This is a genomic window from Devosia sp. (assembly GCF_014860165.1).
In the GTDB taxonomy this organism is placed as follows: domain Bacteria; phylum Pseudomonadota; class Alphaproteobacteria; order Rhizobiales; family Devosiaceae; genus Devosia.
Window position 1 is genome coordinate 42,066 of the sequence record NZ_JACZKG010000051.1, and the last position, 12,640, is coordinate 54,705.

Genomic DNA, 12,640 nt, shown 5'->3' on the forward strand with positions numbered 1-12,640 from the left:
GATATGAGAACGCTGGCAATCATACCTGCCCGGGGCGGTTCTAAGCGATTGCCCGGCAAGAACATCAAGCCCTTCGGCGGTGTCCCCCTGATCGGCTGGTCGATCCGTTTCGCGGTCGGCTACCCGGGTTTCGACCACGTTGTGGTGTCGACGGACTCTGCCGAGATCGCGGCGGTGTCGAGAGCCGAAGGGATCGAGGTTCCGCGGCTGCGACCGGCCCATCTTGCCACGGATACGGCGGCCACCATCGACGCGATCCTTGACGTCATCGACGCCGAGGCGGCCAGTGGCCGCCAGTTCGATGCCGTTGCCTTGTTGCAGCCGACCTCCCCCATGCGCCTCTCCGAGCGGTGGGACGCGGCGCGAGCGCTGCTGGATGATAGCGCGATAGACGCCGTAGTTGGGGTTGCGCCTGCCCGCACCCACCCGTTCCACACCTTTTCGCTGGGTGACCGGGGCGAGCTGGCGCCGATGCATGACCCTGCAAAGCTGAAGCTGCGCGGTCAGGATCTTCCGCCGGCAGTTGCAGTGGCCGGCAACCTTTATCTGGCTCGTACGGCTGCCTTGCAGCAGTATCGCACCTTCTTTCCCGAACGGATCGCCGGTGTATTGTGCGACCAGCCGTTCGAAGCCACCGACATAGACGACGAACTCGATTGGCTCATCGCCGAAACCATCGCCACCAAATATGGGATCACACCGTGAGCACGTTCATAATCGCCGAAGCTGGTGTCAATCACGATGGAGACCCCGAGCGGGCCATCCAACTCGTCGAGGTGGCGGCACAGAGCGGTGCCGATGCCGTGAAGTTCCAGACATTCTCGGCGGACAAGCTCACGCGCAAGGGCGCCGAGAAGGCCGAGTACCAGAAGAAGATGACCGGCGACGGCGATCAGCACGCCATGCTGGCCAGGCTGGAAATGTCCGACGAGCTGCACCACGCGCTGGTGAAACGCAGCGCCGAACTCGGTATCGAATTCATGTCGACAGCATTTGATGCCGACGCGCTCGATTTCCTGGTGTCGGTCGGCATCCGCCGGATCAAGGTGCCATCAGGCGAAATCACCAACCTGCCATTCCTGGCACATATGGCGTCCAAGGACCTGCCGATCATCGTCTCTACCGGCATGGCCGACATGGCTGAAGTCAAGGGCGCCGTGGACGCGATACGCGCCGAGCGGAACCGCTTGGGCTTTACCGAGCCGCTGGAAGACATCGTCACCATCCTTCACTGCACTTCCAACTACCCCGCCGCGGCTAGCGATGTGAACCTGCGGGCCATGCTGAGCATGGCCGATGAGATCGGCCTGCCCGTGGGTTACTCGGATCACACGCTGGGTATCGCGATCTCCACGGCTGCCGTTGCCATGGGCGCCACGGTCATCGAGAAGCACTTCACGCTGGACAAGACGTTGCCCGGCCCCGACCACTCTGCTTCGCTGGAGCCGCATGAGCTCAATGCCCTGGTCCGCAGTATTCGTGACGTAGAGGCCGCGAGGGGCGACGGTATCAAGGCGCCGACGGCATCCGAGCTTCCGGTGCGCGCGCTAGTCAGGCGCAGCGTGACCACAGTGCGTGACATTGCGGCTGGCGCGGCGCTGACAGCCGATGACGTCGCGCTGCTGCGGCCGGGAACCGGCATCCCTCCGGCTGAGTTCCAATCGGTGCTGGGCAAGCGCACCAGGCAAGCCATACCGGCGGGCCAGACGATACAGTGGACCGATCTGCAGTGAAGCCGCGGCGCCGCATCCTCTATGTGACCGGCACCCGCGCAGATTTCGGCCTCATGCGATCGACGCTGGAGCGCATTGACCGGGATGCGCGACTGTCGCTCGACGTCGTCGTCACCGGGATGCACCTCGACAGTGCCTACGGCCTCACCGTGAGCGAAATCGAACAAAGCGGGCTGGCGATAAGCGCGCGCGTGTCGGTGGAACCGGGCGTACCCAGCGGCGCCCTCATGGCGGCAAATGTGGGGCGCATGATCACTGGCTTCGTGCCGGCCATCGAGGCCTCGGCGCCCGACATCGTTATGTTGCTGGGGGACCGGGGCGAGATGCTTGCCGGCGCCATTGCGGCCCTGCATCTCAATGTGCCAATAGCCCATATTCACGGCGGCGAGAGATCCGGCACCGTGGACGAGCCCGTCCGGCATGCCATCTCCAAGCTTTCAAATCTGCACCTGGTGGCCACGCAGGAGAGCCGCACCCGTTTGATCGCCATGGGTGAAGCGCCCTCGGGCATCCACGTGGTCGGTGCCCCCGGGCTGGATGGGCTTCGGGAACTGCCTCAGCGCGACCGGACCCAACTGGCGACCGATTACGGGCTGGATGCGGACCGGCCAATGGCCCTGCTGGTCTATCATCCGGTGGTGCAGGAAGCGGCCGCCGCCGGCGAGCACATCACGGCCATCGTCGAGAGCCTTTTGGCGGCGCAGGTGCAGATCGTTGCCCTCAAGCCGAACTCGGACGCCGGCAGCGCCGAGGTTCGCACCGTTCTGGAGGAGCGCGAAGCGGCCGGCCAGATTCATCTGTTTACTCACTTGCCCCGCGTAGCATTCGCAGAATTCATGGCCGTTGCCGATCTGATGGTGGGCAATTCCAGCAGCGGCATCATCGAGGCGGCAAGCTTCGGCACGCCGGTGGTGAACATCGGCTCACGCCAGAACCTGCGGGAACGAAATGCCAATGTGGTCGATGTCGGCGTCATTGGCGACGATATCAAGAAGGCCCTGGTTTCGGTACTCAGCAGCCCCCGATACGCGCGCGCCAACGTATATGGCGACGGCCATGCCGGCGAGCGTATCGTGAACATCCTGGCGGAGGTGGACTTGGGGCCACTATCATCCGGCAAGACCAATGCCTACTGAAATGATCCACCTCATCGGGTCGGGCGGACACGCCCGCGTAGTGCTGGACAGTCTGGCCGCGCTCGGCTTGCCTGCACAATCCATCGCCGTTTTCGACCAGAACCCCGACCGGATCGGCGGCAAGATCGGCAGTCACACGATACAGGGCTTCGACGCGGTCCAACTGTCCCACAGCAGCGTCCATATCTGCATTGGCGACAACCGGGCCAGGGCAAACGTGGCTGCGGCACTCGAGGAGGTCGGCTGCACCCTGCGGACCATCGTGGATCCGCGCGCGATAGTATCGGCGAGCGCAACTATCGGGGCGGGCACCTTTGTGGCGGCTGGCGCAATCGTCGCTACCGGCGCAACGACGGGCAGAGGCTGCATCATAAATCACGGGGCGATCGTTGATCATGAGTGCGTGCTGGCCGATTTTGTGCATATTGCGCCTGGAGCAACGCTGGCAGGGTCCGTCGCCATAGGGCAAGGAACGCTTGTCGGGGCTGGCGCCAATGTCCTGCCGGGCATTTCGGTGGCATCAAACGCAATTGTGGGCGCCGGGGCGGTCGTCATTGACGACGCAGCCGACCCGTCGGTCTACGTTGGCGTGCCTGCAAGGAAAGTTGAGAGACGATGACGGTAAACCTCGACACAATCAGCTTGCAGCGTAGTTCGACGATCCGCGACGCTCTTGCAGCGCTCGATAGGTCGGCCATGGGCATCTTGTTGCTGGTGGACGCCCAGGGGCGCTTCGAGCGTACCGTCACGGACGGGGACCTGCGCAGGATGCTGCTGGACGGCAAGACCCTGAACGACGATCTCACCACCCTGCCGGCGCGCACGTCGGTGGTGCTGCAGAGCGGCTACACGCGGCGCCAGGCCCTAGCGTTGATGCAGGAAGCGGTGATCAACCATATTCCCATCCTCGACGAAGACGGGCGGGCGATCGACCTCATCGAACGCGCCAAGATCGACCAGCAGGTGCTGCTCTCGACGCCCCATATGGGTGAGGCCGAGCTCGAATATGTTGCCGAGGCCTTTCGCACGAACTGGATTGCCCCGCTCGGACCGAACGTTGACGCCTTCGAGACCGAGATCGCGGCCATGGTCGGCGTCAAGCACGCAGTCGCCCTCAGCTCGGGCACGGCGGCCATACACATCGCATTGCGCTTGCTCGACGTTGGCGTGGGCGACGTTGTCTTCTGCTCCACCCTGACCTTCATCGCCAGCATCAATCCGGCCATCTATCAGGGTGCCCGGCCGGTCTTCATCGACTCTGAGCCGGAGAGCTGGAACATGTCGCCCCGGGCCCTGGAACAGGCCCTGCTCGCCGCGAAAGCGGCCGGCCAGTTGCCGAAGGCCGTGATCGTCGTGTGCCTTTACGGGCAGAGCGCCGACATGGACCCCATTGTCGCCTTGTGTGACCGGTTCGGCGTGCCCCTGGTGGAAGATGCAGCCGAGTCGCTGGGCGCGAAATATCGCGGGCGTGCCTCTGGCACTTTCGGCAAGCTTGGCATCTACTCGTTCAACGGGAACAAGATCATCACCACGTCCGGCGGGGGCATGCTGGTGACTGACTCAGCAGAGTTGGCCGAACGCGCCAGGTTCCTTGCTACTCAAGCGCGCGATCCGGCGCCGCATTACCAACACAGCGTGATCGGCTACAATTACCGCATGAGCAACGTGCTGGCAGGCGTCGGACGCGGCCAGCTCAAGGTGCTGGACGAACGCGTGGCCGCCCGCCGACGGGTCTTTGAAACCTACAAATCCGAGCTCGCGTCAATAGACTGGCTGGAGTGGATGCCCGAGCCGGAGTGGAGCTTCTCCACCCACTGGCTCGCGGCCTGTGTCATCAAGCCCGATGCCCCGATAACCGTCGACAAGCTCATCCGGGCGCTCTCGGACGAGTTCATCGAGGCGCGGCCCATGTGGAAGCCGATGCATCTGCAGCCCATTTTTGCCGATGCCGAATACTATCGACACGGCAATGAATCGGTGTCGGACGGCCTGTTTGAACGGGGTATCTGCCTGCCCTCGGGGTCCAATCTGACCGATGGCCAGATTGGGCGCGTTATCGAGACGATCCAGAAGCTGCAGTAGGCTACTGGATAAAATCGAAGAGTATGCGGCGGACTTCGGGTTCGTTGCCTCGTTCCAGAGCCTCGCGCAGGTTGACCAGGGCCTGCTCGACCCGATCGCTTTCCACCACGCCGAGAGCCCGCATGATCTTGGGATGCTTGGTCTTTCTGGCGGTGGAGACGTCGTAGAACAGCTCTTCGTACATCTTCTCACCGGGCCGCTTGCCCGTGACGACCAGTTCGATGTCGCCGCGAGGATTGTTTTCGCTGCGAACGCTGAACCCAGCCAGGCGAATCATGTTTTCGGCCAGGGTCTTGATCAGGATCGGGTTGCCCATTTCCAAGAGGAATACGTCACCGCCCTTGGACAAGGCGCCCGCCTGGACGATCAGCTCGGCCGCCTCGTGGATGGACATGAAATAGCGCGTCATTTCCGGGTCGGTGAGCGTCACCGGTCCGCCGCGCGCAATCTGCTCCTTGAACAGCGGGACCACTGATCCGTTCGACCCGAGAACGTTGCCGAACCGAACCGCCGTGAAGCGCTGACCTGTCTGCTGCTTTGCCGCAGCGGCAGCCATGTGCCCCACGATGAACTCGGCCCACCGTTTGGTCGCACCCATGACGTTGGTGGGACGAACGGCCTTGTCGGATGAGATGAGCACGAAGGTCTCGACACCCAGTTCAAACGAGAGACTGGCTATCGAGAGCGTGCCCAGGACGTTGTTGCGCACTCCCTCGAGCACGTTTGCCTCAACCAGCGGCACATGCTTGTGCGCCGCGGCGTGGAAGACCACCTGGACGTTGTTGTCCTGCAGGGTCCGACGAACACAGGCGCCATCCGTTATCGAACCGAGGACAGGCACGATGATGATGTTCTTGAACTCGGAGAGTTCCCGCTCGATCGTATAGAGGGCGAATTCGTTGGCTTCGAACAGCACCAGGCGCTGTGGCAACGACTTCGCGACAAGCCGACAAAGTTCGGACCCAATGGAGCCGCCAGCGCCCGTGACCATGATCGACCGGCCCTCGATCATGTCGGCAATGAGCGCGGGATCGGCCGGCACCGAGGATCGACCCAGCAGGTCGTCGATGTCGATCTCCCTGATCTGGTTGATGGTGTACTTGCCACTCACCAGATCGGTTATCGACGGAAGGGTGCGGATCTTGAGGCCAAATCCGCCGATCTGATCGACAATCTCCTGGCGCCGTGTCGCGGTCAGCGAGGGGATCGAAAGGACCACTTCCTGCACCCCATACTTCTCCCTTAGCGTGGACAAGTAGCTGGGGGAAAAAACTCGAATGCCGGCGACATCCCTGCCCTGCACCCGCGGGCTGTCATCGAGAAAGCCAACGACGAACATCCCGCCCTGGCGAGCTATGGCCGCCGCAAGCTGAGCTCCCGCATTGCCGGCGCCGTAAATCAGGATTGGCCGGCGCGCTCCGGACGCCTCTTCCCTTGGCCAGAGCAGCTTCTTGGCGGCGAAGCGGCTACCACCGATGAGGATCGTGCCCAGTGCCCAATAGAGTATCGGCACGGAGCGCGGGACGACGCCACGTCCTGACATCTCGATCAGGAAAACCAGCACAACCCAGCAGACGGTGGCAATGGTCATGGCCTGGATGATCGTCCACATCGCCCTTTCGGGCAGATAGCGGACCACAGCCCGATAGAGCCCCAGCCGCACGAAGATCGGAATCGCCACGGCGGGGGCGGTCAGAACCGTTACGAACTGGTCGATCGTGTTGGGTGGGGTCCAGTTTCCGAAGCGCAAGGCGAAACTCGCCCATAGCGCAAACGAGAGCGCAACCGCATCAAAGGCGAGCAGAATGGCTCGTTTCCAAAACCGGGGTATGTTTCCGATGCGCCCAAGGAGCTGCTGGTACAATCCGATGGTAATCAATTTGTCTCTGTCATTTCGTTGCAACATGCCCCTGACGACAACAGCGCGATCATCTCGACCAACGGGACCGGTAGAGGGTTGGTTGTGGCCTTGCAAGTGATAATCAGATGCTGACCCCTGCAACAGAATGGCATGAAGCGGCTAAAGGCCCGGCGCCGCCTCGCCGGGCAAGTTCCATCTTTGCCGCCCGATAAATTTCGCGCTATTGGAAGCTGCCCAAGCGCGGATCGTCCATGACCATCTTCTATTATCTCTTTCTTGTTGCCGGCGCTTTCCTGGCTGGATGGGTTACGTCCTTTGCGGTTCGGCGGGCAGCCCTGCGCCTGGGATTGGTGCAGGTGCCAAATGCCCGATCGTCCCACTCCATACCCACCCCGCAAGGTGGCGGCATCGCCATCGCCGCCGTCTCACTTGCGGGTGCCTTGATTGCCTCCACCACCGACAGCGGTTTCCTGGCGATCGCTGCATTGACGGCAGTCGTCGCCGCATTCGGTCTCGCCGATGACATTCTTGACCTGCCCGCCCCCTTGCGCTTCCCCGTTCAAGGGCTGGTTCTGTGGGCACTGCTGGCATGGGTCGGGCCGCTGCCGGACATTTCCTTGCCGCTCGGCCTCACCATTGGCGGCTGGGGCCTGCCGGTGCTTGTCTGGTTCGGTGCTCTGTGGTGGCTCAACCTCTTCAATTTCATGGACGGCATCGACGGGATTGCGGCCAGCGAGACGGTTATTATCCTGCTGGGGGGCCTGATCATTGCGGTCTCTGTGCACCCCCCGATGCTGGCCACGCCTATGGCATTGCTGGCTCTGATCACAGCGGCCGGCACCGCAGGATTCCTGGTCATGAACTGGGCCCCCGCCCGCATCTTCATGGGCGACGCGGGATCCAACACGCTGGCCGTGCTGATACTCGCCATCGCCCTGAATACCGTTCAACACGGACTGGTCGGGTATCCGTCCTGGCTTATCCTGATGTCGCCCTTTGTCGCTGACGCAACCGTGGCGTTGCTCCGTCGAACGGCCCGTGGCGAACTGCCCTGGCGCGCGCATCGGCGCCATGCCTACCAGCAGCTCGCCCGCCAATGGAGCCACGCGCGCGTGACCTTGCTCTATGCGGGCTTCACCGGGTTGGTGGCGCTGCCCATGGCGGCCGTGGCGCAGTACAGGCCCATGGCGTCCTGGTGGCTGGTGGGGCTGATATACGCCTTGCTTGTTGTCTTCATGGTCTGGGCCGGATCCGGCTCCGCAGCTGAGCGCAGTCGAGAATGAGCACGGCAAGGTCGATACCGCGCGCCGGCTCGCTTGCCAGTGCGCTCCTGCTCATTGCCATCTGCTCGGCCATCCTGCCGCCGGGCTATGGCGCCTATATCGGCGCCTATCTAGCCCTGGTTGCGAGCATCGTGGCTTTGGCCATCTACGGGTGGTCCGAACGCACTGTCGTCAGGCATCCCACATCGCTGGCCATCCTGGTCGCCATTGCGCTTGTGGCGGTGACTTTGCCCTTCGTCTACCGCGGCAGTCAGGACCTTCTCGCGCCAGTGCTTGTCCTGCCGATGCTGGCGACGATCGCAATGGGACTGTTAGTGCGCCCGGCCCGCTGGGTCCCTGGCGTGCCCACCTTCGCGCTGGTCTGCTGCACGGCATCGGCGATAGCGCTTATCGGCGGCGCCTACCAGCATTTCGGCCTGGGCATCTATCGACCCGGGCTGGGGAACAATCCCATCCACTATGGATCGCTGGCAGTGATGGCTGGAGGCCTGGCACTGGTGGGCGTTGCCACCGGCACATCGTCCTGGCGGTATTTGTTTCTGCTCGGCCCGGTGTTTGGATTGGCTGCGGCCGTGATTTCGGATTCGCGCGGGCCGATGCTTGGAGCGTTGGCGATGGGTGGCGTTGGCATTGTCACGCTGTTCGTCTGGCTCCGCCACGACCGCTGGTTCCAAGTCGCTGCAGCTGCTGGCGTCGTCCTGGCAGTGACCATCGTCATCTATCTTGTCGGCAGTGGCAACGCGCGAATAGCCGGTATTCTGCACAGCGGCCTCGACATTTTTCGGTTTTCCGGCGGAACTGACGACATAAGGGCGGCGCTTTATGCCTCGGCTGTCGAGATGTTGCGGACCTCGCCCGTCGTCGGCGTGGGCCTCGGCCAGATCATGGTGACGGCCGAGACCTTGTTCCCGCAGCAGGTCGCGGGGACCGGCCTCGAGAACCTTCACGCCGATTGGGCCAACTTTGGCGCCATGGCCGGCGGACTGGGCCTGCTGGCGTGGCTGCTCCTGTTGGCCGCACCGTTACTACTATTGCTGGACGCCCGCATCCGATCTGATCGGCCGACACTATTGGGAGCGATCCTGCTCACCACTGGGCAATTCACCCTGGGGATAAGCAACGCCACCTTCGGCATTCTGCCGCAAACGACGATCTACGCGGTCGGGTTGGGTTACTTTCTGGCAAGAGCACGGCGCATCGCGCTGGAGGCCACGGAAACATCGCCACTATCGTGATCCACACCCCATTTTGGGTCTGGTTGCTTTACGCCGCATTGCTGAACCGCATCGTCCCTCGATCTGCCGCTAACAGAATGACTGCTATGAGCAATAGCTGTCTGTTCTTCAATGACTGCAATGGGGGTCGGAAGCGGCCGATTGAGTCCGTTTTCTCCTTTGGCCATTTCTGCTCGAGCTGCCTGTCTGGCCGTGGCTAGCCCGGCACTGTAGTGTCCCGGTCTCAGGTCTGGGACATAACGGCACGCGCTCGGGCAATAATGGGAGCGTCGATCATTTTACCGTCCAATTCAAAGGCTCCTTCGCCGGCAGCGGCACGTTCCAACACGCGCTTGGCCCAGGCCTGTTCCTCTGCGCTTGGTGCAAAGGCGGCGTTGAGCAGCGGCACGACGGCTGGATGAACGCAGGTGGCCCCATCGAAGCCATGCGCCCTTGCCTCGCGGGCTGCCGCGGTGATGGCAGCCACGTCGGAGTAGTCGGCCACGCTGCGCAGCAGGCCAAGCGAGAGCAGTCCCGCGGCCTTTGCCGCGTAGTGCACCAGCAGCTTGGGCAGGCGCAGCACGTCGGGGGTGGGCCGGGCACCGAGCGCCAGCGCAAGGTCTTCGCCGCCCAGCGAGAGCGCAATAAGGCGCGGTGCCTTCGCTATTGCGCTGGCACTGAGCACAGCTGCCGGGTCTTCGAGCAAGGCGACAAGACTCATTGGCGCCCTGCCCGCCTGTGCCTCCACACCTTCCAGCACTGACGCCAGCGCGCCGAGGTCTTCGGCACTCCGAACTTTAGGCACGTAGAGCGCATCGGCCCCGGCACGGCAGGCAGCGAGCGCATCCTCGGGCTGCCGTTCGCCGCTATTGACACGGACCATCACTGTCGCGCCGCCCCGGCGCACCATGGTCACAGCGTCGGCAAGGCTGAGGCGCGCCTGATCTTTGGCATCTTTGGGTACCGAGTCCTCAAGATCAAGGATAATGGCGTCGGCCCCGCGCTCATGCGCCTTGGCAACGAAGCGTTCGGAATGCGCCGGAACGTAGAGGAGAGAGCGCATCAAGTGGCCCCGATCCTGATGGACTGGGGATCGATCCCGGCTGCCAGCAGCACTTCGTCATTGTGCTGGCCAAGTTCGGGCGCCGGCAGCCGCCATGTTCCGGGCGTCGCGGAAAGGCGCGGCACGATATTGTGCATCGGCAAGGTGCCGAAGGTGGCGTCTTCGACATCGACGATGATCTGGCGCGCCTCGAAATGTGGATCGGCCATAGCGTCGGCAATGTTGAAGATGGGGCCCACCGTTGCGCCGGATTTGCGCATGGTTTCCAGAGCTTCTGCGCTGTTGTGTCTGGCAAACCAGGCACCCACCGCCTCGTCGACCAGCGCGCGATGCTTCACCCGGTCGGAATTGGTGGCAAAACGCGGGTTCTCGTTCATGTCCGAACGTCCGATGACCTCAAAGATACGGCGCGCCACGGCCGGCGTCGAACCGGATAGCGCCAGGAACTTGCCATCGGCGCATTTATAGACGTTGCGCGGTGAGGCCGTATTGGAAGCGCTGCCGACGCGCTGCTTGATCTTGCCGGTGATTGCGTGGATCGACGCTTCCGGTCCCAACACCGAAAACATCGGCTCAAGCAGCGACAGGTCGATCACCTGCCCGCGTGCCCTGCCCGTCTGGCGCGCGAACAGCGCCATCATCGTGGCCGAGGCGCCATAGATGCCCGCAATCATGTCGGCAAGCGCCAGGGGCGGCAGCACCGGCTCGCGATCGGGAAACCCAGTGCGATCGGCAAAGCCGCTCATCGCCTCGACAATGGTGCCGAATCCAGGAAACTGCGCATAGGGGCCCGTCTGTCCGAAGCCGGAAATCCGCACCACGATCAGGTCCGGATTGCGTTCGAGCAAACTTTCGGGCGCCAGCCCCATCGCCTCCAGCGTCCCGGGCCGGTAGTTCTCGATGAACACATCAGCCGTCTCGATCAGCGCCCACAGCGCCGCCATTGCCGGCGCCTGCCGCAGGTTCAACACCACCGAGCGCTTGTTCCGGCCATAGGTTTTCCAGAACAGGGAATGCCCGTCGTCCTTCCAGTCGCGCAGCGGATCGCCCTCGGGCGGCTCGATCTTGATGACATCGGCGCCGAAGTCGGCCAGTTGCAGGCTCAGCATGTTGCCCGCCATCAGACGCGACAGGTCGAGCACACGGATGCCCTCGAGCGGCCCGGTCCCGGCAGGGTCGAAGGACTTGCGGGCGTGGCTCATCGCAGTCGCAGACCAGTTGCCTTGTCGAACACGAAGAGCTTGGCTGGATCGATCACCAGATGGATGCTCTCATCCGGGCGCAGCGGCGCATGATCGCGCACGACCACGGAGATATCCTCTTCTCCAATGCGCGCCAGGACCTCCTGCGCATCGCCAGTCGGCTCCACCACCAGCACCCTGGCCGGCACGCCAACCTCGCCCAGCGTGATGTGCTGCGGCCGCACGCCATAGACGATCTCGGTGCCCGCCGGGATATCCAGGGCGGCCCCCAACGGCAGGGTCTGCCCGCCTTTCACCTGCACATCGGTGCCGCCTTGATAGCGCGCGTCGAACAGGTTCATCTCGGGTGAACCTATGAAGCTGGCGACAAAGAGGTTGGCCGGGTTGTTGTAGAGCTCGAGCGGGGCGCCAGCCTGCTCGATGCGGCCGCCATTGAGCACGACGATCTTGTCGGCCATGGCCATGGCCTCGGTCTGGTCATGCGTCACGTAGATCATGGTCTTGCCCAGTCGCTGGTGCAGCCGCTTGATCTCGCCGCGCATCTTGACCCGCAGCTTGGCGTCGAGATTGCTCAGCGGCTCGTCGAACAGGAAGGCCCGAGGGTTGCGCACGATCGCCCGCCCCATGGCGACGCGCTGGCGCTGGCCGCCCGAGAGCTCGCGGGGCAGCCGGTCGAGCAGGTCTTCCAACCCCAGGATATCCGCCGCCTCACCGACGCGTCGCTTGATTTCGGCCTTGGAGGTCCCCGCCAGCCGCAGCGAGAAGCTCATATTGTCGGCGACCTTCATGTGCGGATAGAGCGCATAGCTCTGGAACACCATGGCGATGTCCCGCTCCTTGGCGGGCATGTTGTTGACCACCTTGCCGCCGATGGTGATCTGGCCCGAGGTGATGTCCTCGAGACCGGCAATCATGCGCAGGAGGGTCGACTTGCCGCAGCCCGAGGGGCCGACCAGCACGACGAATTCTCCGTCTCCCATCTGCAGCGAGATATCGTTGAGTACGGTCACCGCGCCATAGCGCTTGCCGACATGGGCGAGTTCGATTTCCGACATGCTGGTCTCCT

Annotated in this window: 11 protein-coding genes; 7 read left to right on the plus strand and 4 right to left on the minus strand. The window is 63.2% G+C overall.

From position 1 onward, the window contains the following. Window positions 1-3: 3 nt before the first annotated feature. From IH615_RS12455 to IH615_RS12475, 5 genes are read left to right on the plus strand one after another with little or no spacing between them, the layout of a single operon-like run. Window positions 4-705, plus strand: coding sequence for an acylneuraminate cytidylyltransferase family protein (locus tag IH615_RS12455; protein WP_291362194.1), 702 nt, complete (start codon window positions 4-6; stop codon window positions 703-705). Next, window positions 702-1,733 carry an N-acetylneuraminate synthase gene (gene neuB / locus IH615_RS12460; RefSeq protein WP_291362195.1) on the plus strand — a complete coding sequence of 344 codons (1,032 nt, stop codon included), beginning with the start codon at window positions 702-704 and terminating at the stop codon, window positions 1,731-1,733. The genes IH615_RS12455 and neuB overlap by 4 nt, the downstream gene beginning before the upstream one ends. Further along, window positions 1,715-2,869, plus strand: a complete 1,155-nt coding sequence (gene neuC, locus IH615_RS12465) for a UDP-N-acetylglucosamine 2-epimerase (protein ID WP_291362196.1) — start codon at window positions 1,715-1,717, stop codon at window positions 2,867-2,869. The genes neuB and neuC overlap by 19 nt, the downstream gene beginning before the upstream one ends. Before the next feature lies 1 nt (window position 2,870). Further along, window positions 2,871-3,488, plus strand: coding sequence for a NeuD/PglB/VioB family sugar acetyltransferase (locus tag IH615_RS12470; RefSeq protein ID WP_291362197.1), 618 nt, complete (start codon window positions 2,871-2,873; stop codon window positions 3,486-3,488). Then, window positions 3,485-4,951, plus strand: coding sequence for an aminotransferase class I/II-fold pyridoxal phosphate-dependent enzyme (locus IH615_RS12475; RefSeq protein ID WP_291362198.1), 1,467 nt, complete (start codon window positions 3,485-3,487; stop codon window positions 4,949-4,951). The genes IH615_RS12470 and IH615_RS12475 overlap by 4 nt, the downstream gene beginning before the upstream one ends. Before the next feature lies 1 nt (window position 4,952). Here IH615_RS12475 and IH615_RS12480 read toward each other — a convergent pair whose 3' ends face one another. Further along, window positions 4,953-6,815, minus strand: a complete 1,863-nt coding sequence (locus IH615_RS12480; RefSeq protein ID WP_291362238.1) for a nucleoside-diphosphate sugar epimerase/dehydratase — start codon at window positions 6,813-6,815, stop codon at window positions 4,953-4,955. 248 nt (window positions 6,816-7,063) lie between these two features. Here IH615_RS12480 and IH615_RS12485 point away from each other — a divergent pair, with 248 nt between their 5' ends. Next, a complete protein-coding gene (locus tag IH615_RS12485) occupies window positions 7,064-8,095 on the plus strand; it encodes a glycosyltransferase family 4 protein (protein WP_291362199.1) in 1,032 nt (343 codons plus the stop codon). Continuing rightward, a complete protein-coding gene (locus IH615_RS12490) occupies window positions 8,092-9,330 on the plus strand; it encodes an O-antigen ligase family protein (RefSeq protein ID WP_291362200.1) in 1,239 nt (412 codons plus the stop codon). The genes IH615_RS12485 and IH615_RS12490 overlap by 4 nt, the downstream gene beginning before the upstream one ends. 223 nt (window positions 9,331-9,553) lie before the next feature. Here the strand turns inward: IH615_RS12490 and IH615_RS12495 are convergent, their stop codons facing one another. The 3 genes from IH615_RS12495 to ugpC are packed head-to-tail and all read right to left on the minus strand — an operon-like array spanning window position 9,554 to window position 12,629. Next, entirely contained in the window at window positions 9,554-10,372 is an 819-nt protein-coding gene (locus tag IH615_RS12495; RefSeq protein ID WP_291362239.1) for a CoA ester lyase, read from the minus strand. Then, a complete protein-coding gene (locus IH615_RS12500; protein WP_291362201.1) occupies window positions 10,372-11,574 on the minus strand; it encodes a CoA transferase in 1,203 nt (400 codons plus the stop codon). The genes IH615_RS12495 and IH615_RS12500 overlap by 1 nt, the downstream gene beginning before the upstream one ends. Continuing rightward, the gene (gene ugpC / locus IH615_RS12505) at window positions 11,571-12,629 is read right to left on the minus strand and encodes a sn-glycerol-3-phosphate ABC transporter ATP-binding protein UgpC (protein WP_291362202.1); all 1,059 of its coding nucleotides are present in this window, start codon (window positions 12,627-12,629) and stop codon (window positions 11,571-11,573) included. Before ugpC ends, IH615_RS12500 begins: the two co-directional genes overlap by 4 nt. Window positions 12,630-12,640: the final 11 nt, after the last annotated feature.

Excerpts from the sequence above, each read along its gene's own strand:
- IH615_RS12485 (WP_291362199.1), top strand. The coding sequence starts at position 7,064 with ATGACCATCTTCTATTATCTCTTTCTTGTTGCCGGCGCTTTCCTGGCT.
- IH615_RS12475 (WP_291362198.1), top strand. The coding sequence starts at position 3,485 with ATGACGGTAAACCTCGACACAATCAGCTTGCAGCGTAGTTCGACGATC.
- IH615_RS12490 (WP_291362200.1), top strand. The coding sequence starts at position 8,092 with ATGAGCACGGCAAGGTCGATACCGCGCGCCGGCTCGCTTGCCAGTGCG.
- IH615_RS12495 (WP_291362239.1), bottom strand. The coding sequence starts at position 10,372 with ATGCGCTCTCTCCTCTACGTTCCGGCGCATTCCGAACGCTTCGTTGCC.
- IH615_RS12470 (WP_291362197.1), top strand. The coding sequence starts at position 2,871 with ATGATCCACCTCATCGGGTCGGGCGGACACGCCCGCGTAGTGCTGGAC.
- IH615_RS12500 (WP_291362201.1), bottom strand. The coding sequence starts at position 11,574 with ATGAGCCACGCCCGCAAGTCCTTCGACCCTGCCGGGACCGGGCCGCTC.
- IH615_RS12455 (WP_291362194.1), top strand. The coding sequence starts at position 4 with ATGAGAACGCTGGCAATCATACCTGCCCGGGGCGGTTCTAAGCGATTG.
- ugpC (WP_291362202.1), bottom strand. The coding sequence starts at position 12,629 with ATGTCGGAAATCGAACTCGCCCATGTCGGCAAGCGCTATGGCGCGGTG.